This window comes from Limimaricola variabilis (assembly GCF_034371605.1).
Lineage (GTDB): Bacteria > Pseudomonadota > Alphaproteobacteria > Rhodobacterales > Rhodobacteraceae > Limimaricola > Limimaricola variabilis.
Genome location: NZ_CP139691.1, coordinates 627,975 through 645,283, shown reverse-complemented (window position 1 = coordinate 645,283; position 17,309 = coordinate 627,975). Strand labels below are relative to the sequence as shown.

At 69.4% G+C, this 17,309-nt stretch carries 19 protein-coding genes and 1 tRNA gene; 11 read left to right on the top strand and 9 right to left on the bottom strand.

Annotated elements, in window-relative coordinates:
- Nucleotides 1–46 precede the first annotated feature (46 nt).
- The gene (locus T8T21_RS03175; RefSeq protein ID WP_322336775.1) at nt 47–1,207 is read right to left on the bottom strand and encodes a M20 aminoacylase family protein; all 1,161 of its coding nucleotides are present in this window, start codon (nt 1,205–1,207) and stop codon (nt 47–49) included.
- A gap of 62 nt (nt 1,208–1,269) precedes the next feature.
- Between T8T21_RS03175 and mazG the strand changes: the two genes are divergently transcribed.
- Entirely contained in the window at nt 1,270–2,106 is an 837-nt protein-coding gene (mazG, locus tag T8T21_RS03170) for a nucleoside triphosphate pyrophosphohydrolase (RefSeq protein WP_322336774.1), read from the top strand.
- Between the two features lie 75 nt (nt 2,107–2,181).
- A complete protein-coding gene (locus T8T21_RS03165; RefSeq protein WP_322336773.1) occupies nt 2,182–3,183 on the top strand; it encodes a Fe(3+) ABC transporter substrate-binding protein in 1,002 nt (333 codons plus the stop codon).
- A 74-nt stretch (nt 3,184–3,257) separates the two neighbouring features.
- Here the strand turns inward: T8T21_RS03165 and T8T21_RS03160 are convergent, their stop codons facing one another.
- Nucleotides 3,258–5,090 carry an ABC-F family ATP-binding cassette domain-containing protein gene (locus tag T8T21_RS03160; protein WP_322336772.1) on the bottom strand — a complete coding sequence of 611 codons (1,833 nt, stop codon included), beginning with the start codon at nt 5,088–5,090 and terminating at the stop codon, nt 3,258–3,260.
- A 31-nt stretch (nt 5,091–5,121) separates the two neighbouring features.
- Complete coding sequence (locus T8T21_RS03155) at nt 5,122–5,826, bottom strand: GNAT family N-acyltransferase (RefSeq protein WP_322336771.1); 705 nt, start codon at nt 5,824–5,826, stop codon at nt 5,122–5,124.
- Between the two features lie 65 nt (nt 5,827–5,891).
- Between T8T21_RS03155 and msrB the strand changes: the two genes are divergently transcribed.
- Nucleotides 5,892–6,299 (top strand): peptide-methionine (R)-S-oxide reductase MsrB, encoded by a 408-nt coding sequence (gene msrB, locus T8T21_RS03150; RefSeq protein ID WP_183468928.1) that lies wholly within the window; start codon nt 5,892–5,894, stop codon nt 6,297–6,299.
- An 8-nt stretch (nt 6,300–6,307) separates the two neighbouring features.
- Here the strand turns inward: msrB and T8T21_RS03145 are convergent, their stop codons facing one another.
- Complete coding sequence (locus T8T21_RS03145; protein WP_322336770.1) at nt 6,308–6,784, bottom strand: outer membrane protein assembly factor BamE; 477 nt, start codon at nt 6,782–6,784, stop codon at nt 6,308–6,310.
- 92 nt (nt 6,785–6,876) lie between these two features.
- On the opposite strand from T8T21_RS03145, the gene T8T21_RS03140 reads away from it, so the two are divergent.
- The 8 genes from T8T21_RS03140 to T8T21_RS03105 all read left to right on the top strand — a co-directional run bounded on the left by T8T21_RS03140 (nt 6,877) and on the right by T8T21_RS03105 (nt 12,286).
- Nucleotides 6,877–7,440, top strand: coding sequence for a YceD family protein (locus T8T21_RS03140; protein ID WP_322336769.1), 564 nt, complete (start codon nt 6,877–6,879; stop codon nt 7,438–7,440).
- A 205-nt stretch (nt 7,441–7,645) separates the two neighbouring features.
- Nucleotides 7,646–7,852 carry a 50S ribosomal protein L32 gene (gene rpmF / locus T8T21_RS03135; RefSeq protein WP_183468922.1) on the top strand — a complete coding sequence of 69 codons (207 nt, stop codon included), beginning with the start codon at nt 7,646–7,648 and terminating at the stop codon, nt 7,850–7,852.
- Between the two features lie 129 nt (nt 7,853–7,981).
- Nucleotides 7,982–9,055, top strand: a complete 1,074-nt coding sequence (gene plsX, locus T8T21_RS03130; RefSeq protein WP_322336768.1) for a phosphate acyltransferase PlsX — start codon at nt 7,982–7,984, stop codon at nt 9,053–9,055.
- Nucleotides 9,052–10,023 (top strand): beta-ketoacyl-ACP synthase III, encoded by a 972-nt coding sequence (locus T8T21_RS03125; RefSeq protein WP_322336767.1) that lies wholly within the window; start codon nt 9,052–9,054, stop codon nt 10,021–10,023. The genes plsX and T8T21_RS03125 overlap by 4 nt, the downstream gene beginning before the upstream one ends.
- A gap of 96 nt (nt 10,024–10,119) precedes the next feature.
- On the top strand, nt 10,120–10,422 hold the full coding sequence (gene ihfA, locus T8T21_RS03120; RefSeq protein ID WP_183468916.1) for an integration host factor subunit alpha: 303 nt from the start codon (nt 10,120–10,122) through the stop codon (nt 10,420–10,422).
- 10 nt (nt 10,423–10,432) lie between these two features.
- Complete coding sequence (locus tag T8T21_RS03115) at nt 10,433–11,008, top strand: MerR family transcriptional regulator (protein ID WP_322336766.1); 576 nt, start codon at nt 10,433–10,435, stop codon at nt 11,006–11,008.
- A 66-nt stretch (nt 11,009–11,074) separates the two neighbouring features.
- Nucleotides 11,075–11,151 (top strand) — tRNA-Pro (locus tag T8T21_RS03110).
- Nucleotides 11,152–11,209: 58 nt separating this feature from the next.
- Complete coding sequence (locus tag T8T21_RS03105) at nt 11,210–12,286, top strand: 2'-deoxycytidine 5'-triphosphate deaminase (protein ID WP_322336765.1); 1,077 nt, start codon at nt 11,210–11,212, stop codon at nt 12,284–12,286.
- Nucleotides 12,287–12,293: 7 nt separating this feature from the next.
- On the opposite strand, the gene T8T21_RS03100 is transcribed toward T8T21_RS03105, so the two are convergent.
- From T8T21_RS03100 to T8T21_RS03080, 5 genes are all read right to left on the bottom strand, one after another.
- Nucleotides 12,294–13,805 (bottom strand): GGDEF domain-containing protein, encoded by a 1,512-nt coding sequence (locus tag T8T21_RS03100; RefSeq protein ID WP_322336764.1) that lies wholly within the window; start codon nt 13,803–13,805, stop codon nt 12,294–12,296.
- 101 nt (nt 13,806–13,906) lie between these two features.
- A complete protein-coding gene (scpB, locus tag T8T21_RS03095) occupies nt 13,907–14,524 on the bottom strand; it encodes an SMC-Scp complex subunit ScpB (protein ID WP_322336763.1) in 618 nt (205 codons plus the stop codon).
- Complete coding sequence (locus T8T21_RS03090) at nt 14,521–15,312, bottom strand: segregation and condensation protein A (protein WP_183468906.1); 792 nt, start codon at nt 15,310–15,312, stop codon at nt 14,521–14,523. Before T8T21_RS03090 ends, scpB begins: the two co-directional genes overlap by 4 nt.
- A complete protein-coding gene (locus T8T21_RS03085; protein ID WP_322336762.1) occupies nt 15,312–16,307 on the bottom strand; it encodes a glycoside hydrolase family 3 N-terminal domain-containing protein in 996 nt (331 codons plus the stop codon). Before T8T21_RS03085 ends, T8T21_RS03090 begins: the two co-directional genes overlap by 1 nt.
- Nucleotides 16,304–17,251 carry an SPOR domain-containing protein gene (locus tag T8T21_RS03080; protein ID WP_322336761.1) on the bottom strand — a complete coding sequence of 316 codons (948 nt, stop codon included), beginning with the start codon at nt 17,249–17,251 and terminating at the stop codon, nt 16,304–16,306. Before T8T21_RS03080 ends, T8T21_RS03085 begins: the two co-directional genes overlap by 4 nt.
- Nucleotides 17,252–17,309: the final 58 nt, after the last annotated feature.

Below are 17,309 nucleotides of genomic sequence, written 5' to 3'. Positions count from 1 at the left end.
GGCCGAAATGGTCGGGGCGGGCATCGCTGCGCGCGCCTTCGGGCCTTCAACCCCGCGCGGGCTGCAAGCGTTCGACCAGCCGGGCAAAGAAGGACGCGCCGTAAGGCGCCGTCTCGTCGTTGAAATCATATTCCGGGTGATGCACCCCGGCGGTTTCGCCGTTGCCGAGAAAGAGATAGGCGCCCGGACGCGCTTCGAGCATGAAGGAGAAATCCTCGGCCCCCATCGCGCGCCGGCTGTCCGGATCGCTGGCGAGACCGACCTCACCCGCGATTTCCGCCGCGAATCCCGCACGGTCGGCGTCGTTGATCGTTGCCGGATAGCCGAGGCAGTAATCGAGCTCGGCGCGCACGCCATATGCCATGGCCTGCCCCTCGCAGATCTCGCGCATCCGCCGCATCACCATGGCCTGCACCTTCTTGTCGAAGCTGCGCACCGTGCCGTTGATCCAGGCGGTGGCGGGGATCACGTTGTCGGCGCTGCCGGTATGAATCTGCGTGACAGAGATCACCAGATCCTCGCGCGCGTCGTGGTTGCGGCTGACGATGGTCTGGATCGCGGTGACGATGCCGCAGGCGGCGACCACCGGGTCGGCCGCGTCCTGCGGCATCGCGCCATGCCCGCCCTTGCCGGTCACGGTGATGGTGAAATCGTCGACCGCCGCCATGATCGCGCCGGGCGCGGTGCGGAAATGGCCGACCGGCAGGCCCGGCTCGTTGTGCAGCGCATAGACCTCCTTGATGCCAAAGCGCTCCATCACGCCTTCCTCGACCATCACGCCGGCACCACCGCCGCCCTCTTCGGCGGGCTGGAAGATCAGCGCAACGGTGCCGGCGAAATTGCGCGTCTCGGCCAAGTACTTCGCAGCGCCCAGCAGCATGGAGCTATGGCCGTCATGGCCGCAGGCATGCATCGCGCCCTTGTTGGTCGAGGCGTGCGGCAGGCCGGTCTCCTCGTCCATCGGCAGCGCGTCCATGTCGGCGCGCAGGCCGATCACCGCCCCCTCGCCACGGCCATGGATCAACGCGACCACACCAGAGGTGGCGATGCTCTCGTGGATCTCGTCGACACCGAATTCGCGCAGCCGCTCGGTGATGAAGGCCGCCGTCTGGTGGCAGGCAAAGCCGACCTCCGGCGCCGCATGGAGCGCGCGGCGCCATCCCTTCATCTCGTCTGCGAAATCGGCGATGCGGTTGACGACGGGCATGTCTGGCGCTCCGGGCTCTGAAATCCTAGCCTGCGGCTTGCCATCGACAGGAGCCTACCGCAATGCCCCAGACCTCGCCCGAGATCCGCGACACCGACCTTGACGCCGCCCGCGAGGTCGCGCGGCTTTCGGCCATCATGCGGGCGCTGCGCGATCCCGATCACGGATGCCCCTGGGACATCGAACAGGATTTCGCGTCGATCGCGCCCTACACGATCGAGGAGGCCTACGAGGTGGCGGACGCGATCTCGCGCGAGGATTGGCCAGAGCTCAAGGGCGAATTGGGCGATCTGCTGTTGCAATCGGTCTATCACGCGCAGATGGCGAGCGAGGCCGGACATTTCGATCTCGCCGCCGTGGCGCGGGCCATCGCTGACAAGATGATCGCACGTCACCCGCATGTGTTCGGCGACGAGAGCCGCGACCGTACCGCCGAGGAGCAGACCAGCGCGTGGGAGGCGATCAAGGCCGCCGAACGTGCGGGCAAGGCCGAGACCGGTGTGCTCGACGGCGTGGCGCTTGGTCTGCCGGCGCTGATGCGGGCGGCCAAGCTGCAGAAGCGCGCCGCCCGGGTCGGATTCGACTGGCCGCAGACGACGCAGGTTCTCGACAAGCTGATCGAAGAGGCGCACGAGTTGGTGGAGGCGCGCGACCGCCTCGGCCCGGATGAGATCGAGGCCGAGATCGGTGACCTGCTTTTCGTCATGTCCAACCTCGCCCGCCACATGGGGGTAGATCCCGAGGTGGCGCTCCGCCGGTCCAACGAAAAGTTTACGCGCCGTTTCAAATACATAGAACGAGAACTTGAGAAGCGCGGAAAGCGTCTGGTCGAGAGCGACCTCGACGAGATGGACGCGCTCTGGAACGAGATCCGGCGGGCGGAAAAAACTGCCAACTGAAAAAGTCGGGTATTGACCCGAGCAAATCACTCGGATTTAAGCGCCGCCAATCGCAATGCCTGATTGGAGCGCATCATGACCCTTCGCCCCGTCCTCACCATCGCGGCCGCTCTGGCCGGCACCTCGGCCCTGGCGGACGTCAACGTCTACACCACCCGCCAGCCCGAGCTGATCCAGCCGGTTGTCGACGCCTTCACCGAAGAGACCGGCATCGCCGTCAACCTCGCCTTCGTTGAAGACGGCCTCGTCGAGCGGCTCGAAGCCGAGGGCCAGCGTTCGCCGGCCGACCTGGTGATGACCGTCGACATCGCCAACCTGAGCCAGATCGTCGATGCCGGCGTCACCCAGCCGGTCGAGAGCGAAGTGTTGAACGAGGCCGTGCCCGCCAACCTGCGCGGCGAGAACGGCGAATGGTTCGGTGTCACCACCCGCGCCCGCATCGTCTATGCCAGCAAGGAGCGCGTCGCTGACGGCGAAGTCACCACCTACGAGGACCTCGCCTCGGACAAGTGGGAAGGCCGGATCTGCACCCGCTCGGGCCTGCACGACTACAACCTCGCCCTCGTCTCCGCGATCATCGCCCATCACGGCGAGGAATACGCCAAGGAATGGGCGCAGGGCGTGAAGGACAACCTCGCGCGCAAGCCCGAGGGCAACGACCGCGCGCAGGTCAAGGCGATCTGGGCCGGTGAGTGCGACATCTCGCTCGGCAACACCTACTACATGGGCAAGATGCTCGAGGATCCCGAGCAGACCGAATGGGCCGACTCCGTGCGCATCGTCTTCCCGACCTTCGAGAATGGCGGCACCCATGTGAACGTCTCGGGCGTCGCGCTGACCCAGGCCGCGCCGAACAAGGAAGAGGCGGTCCAGTTCATGGAATTCCTCGTCTCCCCCGAGGCGCAGGAGGTCTATGCCGAGGCGAACTACGAATACCCCGTGCTGGGCGGCGCCGAAGCCTCTGAGCTGGTCAAGGGCTGGGGTGAGTTCACCGCCGACGAGACCGACCTGCCGACCATCGCCGGTCACCGTGCCGCCGCGCTGCGGATCATGGAAGAAGTGAACTTCGACGGCTGATGCCGGCCAGTCGAAAGAAAGCCCCGCTTTCGTTCCGAAGGCGAGGCTTTTTCTTTTTAAACCCGTGAATTGGGTCAGGCGCTCGCCTTCTCCTCCAGCTCCAGCCACTCGGTCTCGGCCGCGTCCAGCGCCGCCTGACGCTCGGCCATCGCCTCGGTCGCCTTGCGGAACTTTACCGGCTCGCGGGTGAACAGCTCGGGGTCGGCAAGCAGCTCCTCGAGTTTGGCGATCTCGGCGGTGAGCCGGTCGATCACCTTCGGCAATTCGTCCAGCCGGTGCTTCTCGGTGAAACTGAGGCCGGATTTCGGCGCAGCGGGTTTCGGCTTCGGCGCGCTCGGCGTCGGGGTCGGCGCACTTCCCCGCGGCGCGGGGGCCTGCGCCGGCGCGGGCGTCTCGTTGAATTTCCTCTGGCTCTGGTAGTCGCTCCAGCCACCGGCATAGAGCGTCGCCTGTCCGTCGCCCTCCATGGCGATGGTCGTGCTCGCCACCCGGTCGAGGAAATCGCGATCGTGGCTCACGAGCAGCACGGTGCCGTCGTAATCGCCGAGCAGGTCCTGCAGCAGGTCCAGCGTCTCGATGTCGAGATCGTTGGTCGGTTCGTCGAGCACCAGCACGTTCGAGGTCTGCGCCATGATCCGCGCCAACAACAGTCGCGCCTTCTCGCCGCCCGAGAGCGACTTGACCGGCGCGCGGGCCTGCCCTTCGTCGAACAGGAATTCCTTGAGATAGCCCACCACGTGCTTGGGCGTACCGCGCACCATCACTTGGTCCGAGCTGCCAGAGACCGCCATAAGCGGGTCGTTGGTCAGGCTATCCCAGAGGGTCGCCTCTGGATCGAGACGGGCACGGGCCTGGTCGAACACCGCGATCTCGAGGTTGGTGCCGTGCTTAACGCGCCCCTCGTCGGGTTCAACTTCGCCAAGCAACATCTTGATCAGCGTGGTCTTTCCGACGCCGTTCGGACCGACGAAGGCGATCCGGTCGCCGCGCATCACCGTCAGGTCGAAGCCCTGCACGATGCGTTTGCCCGCGTATTCCTTGCTCAGACCGAAGGCCTCGATGACCTTCTTGCCCGAGGTTGGACCCTCGCCGAGCGCCATCGCCGCCGTGCCCTGACGGCGGATCTGGTTGGCGCGCTCGGCGCGTAGATCCTGCAACGCCCGCACCCGGCCCTGGTTGCGCTTGCGCCGCGCACTGATCCCCTCGACCGCCCAACGCGCCTCGGACTTGATCTTGCGATCGAGCTTGTGGCGCGCCATGTCCTCGTCTTCCCAGGTCTTGTCGCGCCAGGCCTCGAAGCCCTCGAAACCGGTCTCCTGCCTGCGCACCGCGCCACGGTCGATCCACAGCGTCGCGCGGGTCAGCGCCCTGAGGAAGGCGCGGTCGTGCGAGATCAGCACATAGGCCGCGCGGGTCTGCTTGAGCTCGGCCTCGAGCCAGGCGATCGCCTCGATGTCGAGGTGGTTGGTCGGCTCGTCGAGCAGCATCAGCTCCGGCGCCTCGGCCATCAGCCGCGCCAGCGCCGCGCGGCGCCGCTCGCCGCCTGAGGCCGTTGCCGGGTCGCGATGCGGGTCAAACTTCAGCCCCTCCGCCACCACGTCGAGCTTGTATTCCTCGCCCATGTCGAGGTTCTGCGCGGCCCATTCGCCCAAGGTCGCAAAGCCCGCGAAATCGGGGTCCTGCTCCATGTAGCCCACGGAGGTCGCGGGGGGCACCGCGCGGGTGCCGCGATCGGGTTCGACGAGGCCGGCCATCACCTTCATCAAGGTGGACTTGCCGGAGCCGTTGCGGCCCACCAGCGCGACGCGGTCGCCCTGCTGGACCGCGAGCGATAGCCCGTCGAAGACTGGATCGCCGCCGAAGGTGAGGGAAATATCGGTGAGCTGAAGAAGGGGTGCGCGTGCCATGATCGCCAGCTAGAGGGCGCCGCGCGCCACTTCAAGTGCCGAATGCGAGGGCGCGCAGCGCCCGCGCACGGCGCGGCGGGATCGCCTCCACCTCGAGCAGGCAGAGAACGTGAAGCGTATCCATCGCCCGGTCGATCACGGCGTGATCGCCGACCTGCGCGCCGAGATCGAGATAGGCGCGCAGCAGCGGCGGCAGCCCGGCGCGGTCCGGCGCCGCCCCGGTGAGGGGCACGGTCTCGGCCGCGTGCCAAGCCGGCGGCGCGTCGAGCGTCGCGCGGTGATGCGCGGCCAGCCAGGCCAGCGCCGGGGCGTGGCGGTCGGGATCGGCGCCGGGCAGCGAGGCGCTGCCGAACAGCCGCGCCACCCGCCCCGCCACGACCAGCCGGGTCAGCGCCGCCAGCGCCAGCCGCAGCGCGGTCCCGTCGCGAGCCTCCGGTGCGGTGCAGAACCGGCCGATTTCCATGGACGGACCCGGCCGCGTGGCCAGCGGCGCGAGATCATAGCTCTCGGCGCAGGCGGCGCGCGGCAGATCCCCTGACGCGAGCACCTGCCATCGCAGCGTGCACAGCGCCCGACCGGCCTCGTCCTCGACCAGCAGATGCCGGAACGCCGGGTCGAACCGGTCCGGCCCGCCCGCCGGCCCGAAGCAGGCCGCCCGCAGCGCCATGACGCGCGCCATGTCCGTGGTTCGGGCCCTGCGCGCCACCAGGCCGCCGCCCTTCAGGATCATCCCCATGCGCGGCGCCGCTGGCATCTCCGGCGGGGCTGCCTACATAGGGCCATGAGTTCACGGAGGACGAGATGGACAGGATCGAAAAGACCGACGCGGAGTGGCGCGAGCAGCTCGACGAGCTGGAATACAAGGTGATGCGCAAGCACGGCACCGAGCGCGCCTTCACCCATGACGACTTTCCCAAGGCGCCCGGCACCTTCGCCTGCAAGGGCTGCGGCCGGCCGCTCTTCGACGCCGAGACCAAGTTCGACAGCGGCACCGGCTGGCCGAGCTTCTACGCACCGCTCTCGCCCGACGCGGTGGGCGAGAAGACCGATCGCAGCTTCTTCATGAAGCGGACCGAAGTCCATTGCGCGGCCTGCGAATCGCATCTCGGCCACGTCTTCCCCGACGGCCCGGCGCCGACCGGGCTGCGCTACTGCATGAATGGCGTGGCGCTGGTGTTCCGCCCCGAGGAATCGGAGGGCGCGGCCTGAGGCCGCGCTCATTCGTCGTTGATCAGCGCGCTCGGATCGAAGTTTCCGGCCGCGCCGGCGAGTTGCCGCAGGAAGGTGCCGTCGGCGACGGTGTCCTCGGTGACCCGGCGCGTCAGCGGCACGATGCGGCCGTCGCTGAGGTCGAAGGTCTCGATGTTGGAGACGCCGCCCGCGGGGGTGAAGCTGATCGCCACCACGTCGCGGCTCACCTCTTCGGGGGCGAGAAAGCCGTAATGCCGGAACACCGAGCGCACGTAGTAGAAGGTGTTCTCCCCCAGCGCGCCGGTGGTGGTCGGCTGGCCGATCTTCTCGACCACGGAGGCGCGGTCCTCGCCGAGCGAGAGGCTCGACAGTGCGGCATCGCCGGGGACGTAGCCGTGAAAACGTTCCGTCGGGCTGCAGGCCGTCAGCGCCGCCAGCCCCAGGAGTGCCACGCCGCAGCGCAGCCCGCGGCCGATCCCGTCGCCGCCGGTATGCTTGACCATCTCTGCCTGCCCCTGCTCTTGCCCCAAGCCTTTCCGGCTTCTAAAGCCGCTTACAACAACCCCGTGTATATCTTCAAGGAAGGAAGCGGACCATGGCCGACGCCGCCCCACTCCCGCGCCACGTGATCCGGCTCGCCGAACTGTCACAGCGGCGCGACAGCCAGGCGCTGATCGAACCCGATGCCGGGGCCCGCGCCGCCGTCGCGCGCCAGCTCGACATTCCCGGAATCCGCAAGCTGCGCTTTGCCGCCACGCTCACGCCCGAGGGCGCCAGCGGCTGGCGGCTCACCGGCGAGCTCGGCGCCACCGTGGTGCAGGAATGCGTGGTGACGCTCGAGCCGGTGGTGACCCGGATCGACGAGACGGTGACGCGACGCTACATGCCCGGCCTGTCCGAGCCGGAGGGCTCCGAGGTCGAGATGCCCGAGGACGACACGGTCGAGCCGCTGCCCGCCGCGATCGACATCGCGCAGGTGATGATCGAGGCGCTGGCGCTCGCCCTGCCCGATTACCCGCGCGCCCCAGAGGCCGGATCCGGCGATGTGGCGGTGAGCGAGCCGGGGGTGGAGCCGCTGCGCGACGCCGACCTCAAGCCCTTTGCCGGGCTCAAGGGACTCCGCGACAAGCTCGGCGGCGGCGATGAGACGCCCCAGTGAGAGGTTTCACTTGATTTCCGTAGCGGCCGCAGTATTTTCGCGGCCTTCATCCATTCCACGGCTCGACAGCCCGGTTCTTATCCCCTAAGAGCGGCCGGACGTCGCGGGATGGATCCCCTGACCGGGGCCATGCGCCCACCCGCCAACCGGGCCGGACACGCGCCGGCCCATTTAGACTAGAGCCAGATTACTTCGAGGTTGTGACATGGCCGTTCCGCAGAACAAGATCTCCAAGTCGCGCCGCAACCAGCGTCGGGCCCATGACGGCCTGACCGGCGCCAACCCCAACGAATGCCCCTCCTGTGGGGAACTGAAGCGTCCCCACCACGTCTGCCCGTCCTGCGGCAGCTATGCCGATCGTGAAGTGATCGCGCAGGCCGCCGAGACCGAGCTGGACGACGACGCGGCTTGAGCCCTTTGCCGGGCCATGGCGCGGACCGGGTTCGCCCCGGCCGCGCCGCCCCTCGGGGTTTTGCCCGGATGTCCGCTGCCAAGACCGGCGCGCGCCTGAAATGACCGCGCCCAGAACATCGGGGTCGCGATGACGGGCTTGTCCCATGACAGATCCATCACGCTTTCGGTCGACGCCATGGGCGGCGATCAGGGGCCCGATGCCGTGGCCCGTGGCGTGATCCGCTTTCTCGAGACCGATCCGACCGCCCGCGTGCTGCTGCACGGCCGGCGCGAGGCGCTCGAACCGCATTTCAAGAATTCCCCCCTCGCCGAGCGGGTCGAGATCCACCATGCCGACGACGTGGTGACGATGACCGACAAACCCAGCCACGTGATGCGCAATGGCAAGGCCACCTCGATGTGGGCCGCCGTCGACGCGCTGCGCGACCAGCGCGCCGAAGTCTGCGTGAGCTGCGGCAACACCGGCGCGCTGATGGCGGTGTCGATGATCCGCCTGCGCAAGGCCGAGGGCGTGAACCGCCCGGCCATCGCCTGCCTCTGGCCCTCGCGCAATCCCCAGGGCTTCAACGTGATGCTCGATGTCGGCGCCGATATCCGCGCCGATGCCGACGATTTGCTCGCCTATGCGATGATGGGCGCCTCCTATGCGCGCAACGGGCTCGGCCTGTCGCGCCCCCGGGTCGGGCTGCTCAATGTCGGCACCGAGGAGCACAAGGGCCGGGCCGAGCTCAAGGCCGCCTCCGAATTGATCGCCGCCGCCGCCGAGCGGGGCGGTTTCGACTATGTCGGCTTCGTCGAGGGCGGCGATATCCCATCGACCCGCGTCGACGTGATCGTCACCGACGGCTTCACCGGCAACGTCGCGCTCAAGACCGGCGAAGGCACCGCCCGGCTCATCTCGGACCTGCTGCGCGAGGCCTTCATGTCCTCCGCGCTGTCCAAGGTCGCGGCGCTGATGACGCGCGGCGCGATGGCCCGGCTGCGGACCCGGATCGACCCGCGGCAGGTCAATGGCGGGGTGTTCCTCGGCCTCGGCGGGCTGGTGGTCAAGAGCCACGGCTCGGCCGACGCCACCGGCGTCGCCGCCGCGCTCAGCCTCGCCGCGCAGCTCGCGCGGTCCGATTTTTCCAAACGACTGGCATCGCGCATCGCCGGCGTTTCGGCCCTGCATCACGACGCGCCCAAGGAGATCAAGGCATGACCATTCGCGCGGTCGTTACGGGCGTCGGCCATTACCTCCCCGAACGGGTGATGGAGAATGCCGAGTTCGAGAAGCTGGTCGACACCTCGGATGAATGGATCCGGTCGCGTTCAGGCATCGAGCGGCGCCACATCGCGGCCGAGGGCGAGACGACCTCCAGCCTCGGGGCCAATGCCGCCCGCGCCGCGCTGGCCGATGCCGGCAAGGCGGCGGAGGAGGTCGACGCGATCATCCTCGCCACCTCCACGCCGGACCTGACCTTCCCCTCGGCGGCCACCATGGTGCAGCGCGAACTGGGCATGACCCACGGTTTCGCGTTCGACGTGCAGGCGGTCTGCGCCGGCTTCGTCTATGCGCTGACCACCGCCAACGCGATGATCGTCACCGGACAGGCCAAGCGCGTGCTGGTGATCGGGGCCGAGACCTTCAGCCGGATCATCGACTGGACCGACCGCACCACCTGCGTGCTGTTCGGCGACGGCGCCGGCGCGCTGCTGCTGGAGGCGCAGGAGGGCGAAGGCAGCTCGGCCGACCGCGGCATCCTCGCCGCCGATCTCAACTCCGACGGGCGTCACCGCGATATCCTCTACGTCGATGGCGGCGTCTCGACCGGCACCACCGGGCATCTGCGGATGGAGGGGCGCGAGGTGTTCCGCCACGCCGTCGAGAAGCTCGCCCAGACCGCGCAACTGTCGCTCGAGAAGGCCGGCCTCACGGCCGAGGACATCGACTGGGTGGTGCCGCATCAGGCCAATATCCGGATCATCCAAGGCACTGCGAAGAAACTCGGTCTCGGCATGGAGAAGGTGGTCGTCACCGTGCAGGATCACGGCAACACGTCGGCCGCCTCGATCCCGCTGGCGCTCTCGGTCGGGCGCGCGAACGGGCAGATCCGCGACGGCGATCTGGTGGTGACCGAGGCGATCGGCGGCGGCCTTGCCTGGGGCTCGGTGGTGCTGCGCTGGTGATCAGCGTGACGTCGCTGCAACTGTGTCTGCCATCCGCTTGAGATTGACTTGAAATTGCCGCTGCCCTTAGAGTTGCGGCAGAGCAGGGAGATCGAGATGGCGGACAAGACATTGACGCGGATGGATCTCGCCGAAGCGGTGCATGAGGAGGTGGGCCTGTCGCGCAACGACAGCGCCGAGCTGGTCGAAGCGGTGCTGGGCCACATCTCCGACGCGCTGGTGGCGGGCGAACAGGTGAAGATCAGCTCCTTCGGCACGTTTTCGGTGCGCGACAAGGCGGCGCGGATCGGCCGCAATCCCAAGACCGGCGAAGAGGTGCCGATTCACCCGCGACGAGTGCTCACCTTCCGCTCCTCGCATCTGATGAAGGACAGGGTCGCCTCGGGCAACCGGAGCTGAGGCCGGCTTCATGGCGAAATCGGCTCAAGCCTTCCGCACCATCGGCGAAGTCGCCGAGGCGCTCGACACCCCCGCGCATGTGCTGCGGTTCTGGGAGAGCAAGTTCTCTCAGGTCCGCCCCGTGAAGCGCGCCGGGGGGCGGCGCTATTACCGACCCGAGGATCTCGAACTGCTCGGCGGCATCAAGATGCTGCTGCACGATCAGGGCATGACCATCAAGGGCGTCCAGAAGCTCCTGCGCGAAAAGGGCGTGCGCCATGTCGCGGGTCAGGGCCGCGAAGAGCGCGTACCGGCCGAAACGCAGGCCCCCGCTTCCGCCGCCGGCAACGCAGCCGAGATCGAGGATGCGGTGCTGGTGCTCGACCCGCCCCCCGCCGCCGTCTGCCCGGCCGAAACCGGCGTGGTGGCGCGGCCCCGGCAGGAGGTTTCCCCCTCTCTCATGGCGCTATTGCGCGAGGGCGCGCCGCGTCTTGCCGGCCGCGCCGACCGGCTCTCGCCGCTGCTGTCGCGGCTCGAATCCCTGCGTGCCAGGTTGGCTGCGGCGCGGGCCGAAACGGCGGTTTCGGGACGCGAGGGCAGCGCCTGATTTCGGGAAATTTTTGCCGGTTTCGACTTGCCCCTGCCCGCCACATAAGGCATTAGCAGCCTCAGTCGGGCTATAGCGCAGCCTGGTAGCGCGTCCGTCTGGGGGACGGAAGGTCGCAGGTTCGAGTCCTGCTAGCCCGACCATTTATGACCGCCCGCCGCCTCCAAGCGGCGGGCGTCGTCATATCAAAGGAGGCCGCGCGTGACCGGAGTTCTGCCCCGCCAGGGGATCGCCCGACTGATCGAAAGCGGCGCCATCGCCGCCGAAGCACCGATCCTGCCCGAGCAGATCCAGCCCGCCAGTCTCGACCTGCGTCTCGGCCGCGTCGCCTACCGGGTCCGCGCCTCATTCCTCGCCGGCGAAGGCCGTCGAGTTGAGGACCGGCTGGCCGAATTCGAGATGCATCGCATCGATCTGGACCAAGGCGCTGTGCTGGAAAAGGGCTGCGTCTACGTCGTGCCGCTGATGGAGCGGCTGGCCCTGCCCGACGGCGTCACCGCCGTCGCCAACGCCAAGAGCTCGACCGGACGGCTCGACCTGCTGACCCGGCTGATCGCCGATGGCGGCACCGAATTCGACCGGATCGCCCCCGGCCATGACGGACCGCTCTATGCCGAGATCTGTCCGCGCAGCTTCTCGGTTCTGGTGCGGCCCGGAATGCGGCTCAACCAGATCCGCTTCCGACAGGGACAGGCGGTGCTCGACGACACGGCACTGGCCGACCTGCACGCGCGCGAGCCGCTGGTCGATGGCGAGGCGCTGATCTCGGAAGGACTGGGTTTCTCGGTCGATTTGTCGCCCGCCCTCGCCGCCTGCGCGGGCTTCAGGGCCAAGCCGCATGCCGGCGTGATCGATCTCGACCGGATCGGCTATTACGATGTGTCCGAGTTCTGGGAAACCGTGCCGAGCCCGAAGGGCCGGATCATTCTCGATCCGGGCGCTTTCTACATTCTCGTCAGCCGCGAATCGGTGACCATCCCGCCCTCCTATGCCGCCGAAATGGCGCCCTACCTCGCCATGGCGGGTGAATTCAGGGTGCATTACGCGGGCTTCTTCGATCCCGGCTTCGGCCATGCATCGGCGCAGGGCCAGGGCTCGCGCGGCGTGCTCGAGGTGCGTTGCCACGAGGCGCCCTTCGTGCTGGAGCATGGGCAGGTCGTCGGCCGGCTGGTCTATGAGCGGATGGCCGAGATTCCTGACCAGCTCTACGGCGCGGGGATCGCCTCGAACTACCAGGGCCAGGGGCTCAAGCTTTCCAAGCAGTTCCGCGCGCCCTGAGCGGCGCTCAGCTCGCGGCAACCCTGTCCGCCGACCGGCGGCGATGCGGCGGCGCTTCGGTTTCCGCATCCTTCCGGGACCCCCGCGCCGGTGGCGGTTCGACCCGGTTGCGACCGCCATTCTTGGCCCGGTAGAGCGCCGCGTCGGCGCGGCTGATCGCGGCGTCGATCGTCTCCTCATGCGGCAGCAGCTCGGCGCAGCCGATCGAGGCGGTGACCGGCGCCGAGCCGTCGGGCAGCGTCAGCCGATCTTCGAAGCAGCGGCGCACCCGTTCGGCCAGCGCCATCGCGCCGGTCAGTCGGGTTGTGGTGAGGATCAACAGGAACTCCTCCCCGCCCCAGCGGGCGGCGAGGTCCGAGCGGCGCAGCCAGCGCGGCAGCAGATGCCCCACCTCGCGCAACAGCCGGTCGCCCGCGGCATGGCCGAAGCGGTCGTTGACCAGCTTGAACCGGTCGATGTCGATCAGCACCACGGCGAGGCCTGTCCCCTCGCGCCGCGCGGCGGCCACGGCCCGGCTGGCGAAGAGGTCGAAGGCCCAGCGATTGGCGAGCCCGGTGAGCGCGTCGGTGACCGAGAGCCGCTCGAGCGCGGCCTGATGGCGCTGCCGCTCGCTCTCGGCCGAGGACAGCATCGCCACGCTCGACATCAGCCCGGCAGCGGCGACCACCAGCATGACCGTGACGATCAGCGGCGCCCCGGCCACCCATTCGGTCGGGTCGAGCTGCAGGAGCAGCAGTCCGCCGATCCAGAAGCCGCACATCGCCAGCAGCAACTGGCGGCGCAGCATCCGCGACACGGTGCTGTCCGACAAGAGCAGCCGCAGCGCCATCGGGTCGAGATGGCGCGACAGGCAGGCCAGCGCCAAGAGCAACGCGATCAGCGTCGTCACCGGCGACATCCCCCCGAGTGCCGCGTCGAGCGCGTAGCTGTAGGCGACGATCACCGTGCCGCAGATGCCGAACGCCGTGACCAGCGCCGCCATGCCGAGCGCGGTCCGATGTCGCAGCAGGATCGCGGCCGAGATCGCCGCCAGCGCCATCAGCGTGTTGTGCCCCAGCTCCACCGGCGGACGGGGCAGCGCCCGCTCCGGCCCGTCGAGCCAGCGCTCCAGCGGGAGCGGCGCGACCTGCCAGAGCAGCTCGGCCGCGCGCCAGGCCAGCAGACCGAGCGCCAGGATGGTGAAGGCCACCTCGCCGCGGCGCTGCCGCGACAGTCGCGCCGAGGCCAGCAGCAGCGCCACCACGGCGGTCAGCGGGTGGGTGCCGCCGCCCTCGGCCAGGGGCAGATAGAGCAGCCGCAGGTCGAGCGCGTAGCCAGCCAGGGAGGCGAAGCAGACCGACACCGCCGCCGCGGCGAAGCGGCGCTGCTGCGCCTCGATCCTGCGGATGATCCGGATCGCGCCCCGGATCTCGGCGACGTTGCGGGCCGAGATCTGCCGCGCCGTTTCGATGGGCATGTCGATGGTCCCGGTCTGGTCCTGCCGGGCGGGGTCGCGCCGGCGCTGCGTTGCCGGGAGCATGCATGCCGGAGCTTAAGTTAGGATTGACGCCGGGCATTGAACGCAAAAGCGGCCCATAAAGGCCAACGATGACGTGGTGTCACCAAGGAGCGCGTTCAGGATCAGAAAAGGTTCTCCTGCTCCGCGCCGGCCTCGCCCTCATCCTCGTCGGGAGCCCGGCGGCTGTCGAGCAGCCCGGCCGCGCGCAGCTCGCGCAGCCCCGGCAGATCGCGCGGGCTCGACAGGCCGAAATGGTCGAGGAATCCCTCGGTGACCACGAAGGTGGCGGGCCGGCCCGGTGTCATCTTGCGCCGCCCCAGCCGGACCCAGCCCATCTCGATCAGCTGGTCGATGGTGCCGCGGCTGACCGAGACGCCACGGATCTCCTCGATCTCGGCACGGGTGGCGGGCTGGTGATAGGCGATGATCGCCAGCGTCTCGGTCGCCGCGCGGCTGAGCTTGCGGGTTTCGACCGCGTGGCGCTCAAGCAGGTGGCCGAGATCGGGCGCGGTGCGGAACGCCCAGGCGTCGCCGACCCGGCACAGCTCGACCCCGCGCCCGGCATAGCGGGCGCGCAGCTCCTCGAGCGCGGCGGTGAGGTCGGTGCCCTCTGGCAGGCGACGCCCCAGCTCGGTGGTCGAGAGCGGCTCGGGGCTGGCGAAGAGCAGCGCCTCGATCATCCGCGCCGCCTCGGCACGGGTCGGGGCGTCGAACTGTGCGGGTTCGGGCTGCTGGGTCATGCGCGCTCCTTGCGGCGGATCTGGATCGGGGCAAAGATGTCGCCTTGGCGGATCTCGATGCGGCCTTCCTTGGCCAGTTCGAGCGAGGCCGCGAAGGTCGCGGCGGTGGCCGAGCGGCGGCGACGCGGCGCGGCGTGCCAGTCCTCCGGCAGATAGGCCGAGATGTCGGCCCAATCGGCGCTCTCGCCCACCAGCGCGCGCAACCGGTCGAGCGCCTGCTCCATCGTCATCAGGTCGCGCCGGTCCATGACGAAGGGCCGGAACTCGTCGCGCGTCTTGACCCGCGCATAGGCCTGCATGAGGTCAAGCAGCGAGGCGTGATGCACGGTGGAGCGATGCACGGTCACCGCCTCGGCATCGCCACGCGCGAAGACGTCGCGGCCGAGAAGCGGCCGCGCGAAAAGCGCATCGGCCGCTTCGCGCATCGCCTGCAGCCGCTCGAGCTGGAAGGCCAGATGCGCGGCCATGTCCTCGCCCGACGGCTCCTCGGTGGTCGGATCGGGCGGCAGCAGCAGTCGCGATTTCAGATAGGCCAGCCAGGCCGCCATGACGAGGTAATCGGCGGCGAGCTCGATCCTGAGCGCGCGGGCCTTCTCGACGAAGCCCAGATACTGCTCGGCCAGGGCGAGGATCGAGATCTGGCGCAGATCGACCTTCTGGGTGCGCGACAGCACCAGCAGCAGGTCGAGCGGCCCCTCGAAGCCGTCGACATCGACGATCAGCGCCTCGGCGGCGCGGCGTTCCTCGACGCTGGAGGGGCGCGCCAGGCTCTCCTGCCCGCCATCCATCACACGTCCTCCCCGGTGAGCGCGCCCAGCTCGTCGCGCAGCGCGTCGAGATCGGCGGACTCGGGGGTGCGGCGCTGCGCCAGCGCCGTATCGGCCCGGCGCATTGCATCGGTGCCCATCACGCCACAGGCCGCGACCACCGCTTCCATCTCATCCCGGTCGCCGTTGCAGTGCAGGACCACGTCGCAGCCGGCGGCGATGCTGGCCTCGGCCCGCGCGTCGATGTCGCCCGAGAGTGCCTCCATCGACAGGTCGTCGGTCATCAGCAGCCCGTCGAAGCCGATCTCCTCGCGGATCATCCGCATCGCCTTGGCCGAGGTGGTGGCCGGGCGGTCGGGATCGACGGCGTCGAGGACGATATGCGCGGTCATGCCCATCGCCATGTCGCCAAGCGCCACGAAGGGCGCGAAGTCGCGTGCGCGCAGCTCTGAGAGCGGCACCGACACGCGTGGCAGCGCCTTGTGGCTGTCGACATGGGCGCGGCCATAGCCGGGAATATGCTTGAGCACCGGCAGCACGCCGCCCGCCAGTAGGCCGTCCGCGGCGATCCGAGCGGCGGCCACGACGCCATCGACCGTGTCGCCATAGAGGCGGTTGCGCAGGATGTGATGGGTCTGCGGCTCGACCAGATCGGCGAGCGGCGCGCAGTTCACGTCGATGCCGACCTCGTGCAGCTCGGCCGCGATCAGCCGGTGGCGCAGCCATTGCGCGCGCAGCGGATCGAGCGCGCGCTGCATCTGGTCGAGCGCAGGCAGGTAGGCGTGCCAATGCGGCGGCCGCATCCGCTGCACCCTGCCGCCCTCCTGGTCGATCAGGATCGGCGCCTCGCGGCCCAGCGTCTCGCGAAGATCGGAGGTCAGGCGGCGCAGCTGATCGGGCGTCTCGACGTTGCGGGCGAAGAGGATGAAGCCCCAAGGGTCGGCGTCGCGGAAGAACGCCGCCTCGTCGCGGCCGAGCCGGGCGCCTTCGGGGCCGAGGATCGCGGCGGCGGTCATCGCACCACCACCGGGATGCAGGCGGCGTCCTCGGCGACCAGCGCCGAGCAGAAGCGCCGGGCCTCGGCGAGATCGGCAAAGCCGGTCGCTCGCAGCCGGAAGAAGGTGCGGCCGCCGCTCACCGCCTCCTGAACCAGCCGTTCGCGGCCGGCGAGCAGCTCGCCGAAGCGGGCGGTCAGGCGCAGCCATTCCTGCCCGGCAACCTCGGGGCTCTCGAAGGCGCCGAGCTGCACCAGGCTGGTGCCGGGCGGGATCTCGCGGGTGCTGACATTGACGGGCGCGGCCTGCGGCTCCGAGGTGGGCGCGGCGGCAGCGGCCATGGCGGTGGCCGGGCGCAGCGCCTGCGGCCGCAGCGCCGGGCGCGCCGGCGCGCCGGAGGCCGGGTCGGCCGTGGCGCCGTTGGCGGCGGCGATCACCGACGGGTCGGGCCCGTCGACGGTGCCCGGCGCCGGCGCCTCAACCTCGCCCAGCGGCGCCACGCCCTCGATCAGGCTGTCGGCCAGTTCGGCCACGTCCTCGGCAGACATCGCCCGATCCGGGTCGAAGGCGGCGAGCGTGTCTTCCGGGGTGTCGCCGGGGCGGCGCTCGCCGGCCTCGGCGGTGGGCTGGACCATCAGGTCCTCCTCGGTCAGGCCGGGCGGCTGCGGGGCCAGCACCAGGCGCTCCTCGGGACCGGCCGCCTCGCCCATCGCGGCGATGTCGTTGACCGCGAGGCCGGTATGCAGCGCGATCTCGCCGCCCGGATCCTCGGGCGCCTCGCGCATCGGGCCTTCCATGGCGCGCACCACCGGGATGCCGGTGACGTCGCGCATCCACAGCTTCCAGCCCCAGATGGCGAGGCCCAGCACCAGCGCGAGCGACAGCAGCGCCCCGGCATAGCGGAACGCCAGCGCGGTGGCTGCGGCCAGTCGGCCCGGCCCCTGCGGATCGCTCGGTTGTGCCATGTCAGACTCTCCGCCGCTCGCTTCCACGGGGTCTGGTGCCCCTTGCCTTGTCGTGCTG

What these genes read in the sequence shown, in the direction of transcription:
- T8T21_RS03175 (WP_322336775.1), bottom strand. Translation starts at nt 1,207, where the DNA reads ATGCCCGTCGTCAACCGCATCGCCGATTTCGCAGACGAGATGAAGGGA.
- mazG (WP_322336774.1), top strand. Translation starts at nt 1,270, where the DNA reads ATGCCCCAGACCTCGCCCGAGATCCGCGACACCGACCTTGACGCCGCC.
- T8T21_RS03165 (WP_322336773.1), top strand. Translation starts at nt 2,182, where the DNA reads ATGACCCTTCGCCCCGTCCTCACCATCGCGGCCGCTCTGGCCGGCACC.
- T8T21_RS03160 (WP_322336772.1), bottom strand. Translation starts at nt 5,090, where the DNA reads ATGGCACGCGCACCCCTTCTTCAGCTCACCGATATTTCCCTCACCTTC.
- T8T21_RS03155 (WP_322336771.1), bottom strand. Translation starts at nt 5,826, where the DNA reads ATGGGGATGATCCTGAAGGGCGGCGGCCTGGTGGCGCGCAGGGCCCGA.
- msrB (WP_183468928.1), top strand. Translation starts at nt 5,892, where the DNA reads ATGGACAGGATCGAAAAGACCGACGCGGAGTGGCGCGAGCAGCTCGAC.
- T8T21_RS03145 (WP_322336770.1), bottom strand. Translation starts at nt 6,784, where the DNA reads ATGGTCAAGCATACCGGCGGCGACGGGATCGGCCGCGGGCTGCGCTGC.
- T8T21_RS03140 (WP_322336769.1), top strand. Translation starts at nt 6,877, where the DNA reads ATGGCCGACGCCGCCCCACTCCCGCGCCACGTGATCCGGCTCGCCGAA.
- rpmF (WP_183468922.1), top strand. Translation starts at nt 7,646, where the DNA reads ATGGCCGTTCCGCAGAACAAGATCTCCAAGTCGCGCCGCAACCAGCGT.
- plsX (WP_322336768.1), top strand. Translation starts at nt 7,982, where the DNA reads ATGACGGGCTTGTCCCATGACAGATCCATCACGCTTTCGGTCGACGCC.
- T8T21_RS03125 (WP_322336767.1), top strand. Translation starts at nt 9,052, where the DNA reads ATGACCATTCGCGCGGTCGTTACGGGCGTCGGCCATTACCTCCCCGAA.
- ihfA (WP_183468916.1), top strand. Translation starts at nt 10,120, where the DNA reads ATGGCGGACAAGACATTGACGCGGATGGATCTCGCCGAAGCGGTGCAT.
- T8T21_RS03115 (WP_322336766.1), top strand. Translation starts at nt 10,433, where the DNA reads ATGGCGAAATCGGCTCAAGCCTTCCGCACCATCGGCGAAGTCGCCGAG.
- T8T21_RS03100 (WP_322336764.1), bottom strand. Translation starts at nt 13,805, where the DNA reads ATGCTCCCGGCAACGCAGCGCCGGCGCGACCCCGCCCGGCAGGACCAG.
- scpB (WP_322336763.1), bottom strand. Translation starts at nt 14,524, where the DNA reads ATGACCCAGCAGCCCGAACCCGCACAGTTCGACGCCCCGACCCGTGCC.
- T8T21_RS03090 (WP_183468906.1), bottom strand. Translation starts at nt 15,312, where the DNA reads ATGGATGGCGGGCAGGAGAGCCTGGCGCGCCCCTCCAGCGTCGAGGAA.
- T8T21_RS03085 (WP_322336762.1), bottom strand. Translation starts at nt 16,307, where the DNA reads ATGACCGCCGCCGCGATCCTCGGCCCCGAAGGCGCCCGGCTCGGCCGC.
- T8T21_RS03080 (WP_322336761.1), bottom strand. Translation starts at nt 17,251, where the DNA reads ATGGCACAACCGAGCGATCCGCAGGGGCCGGGCCGACTGGCCGCAGCC.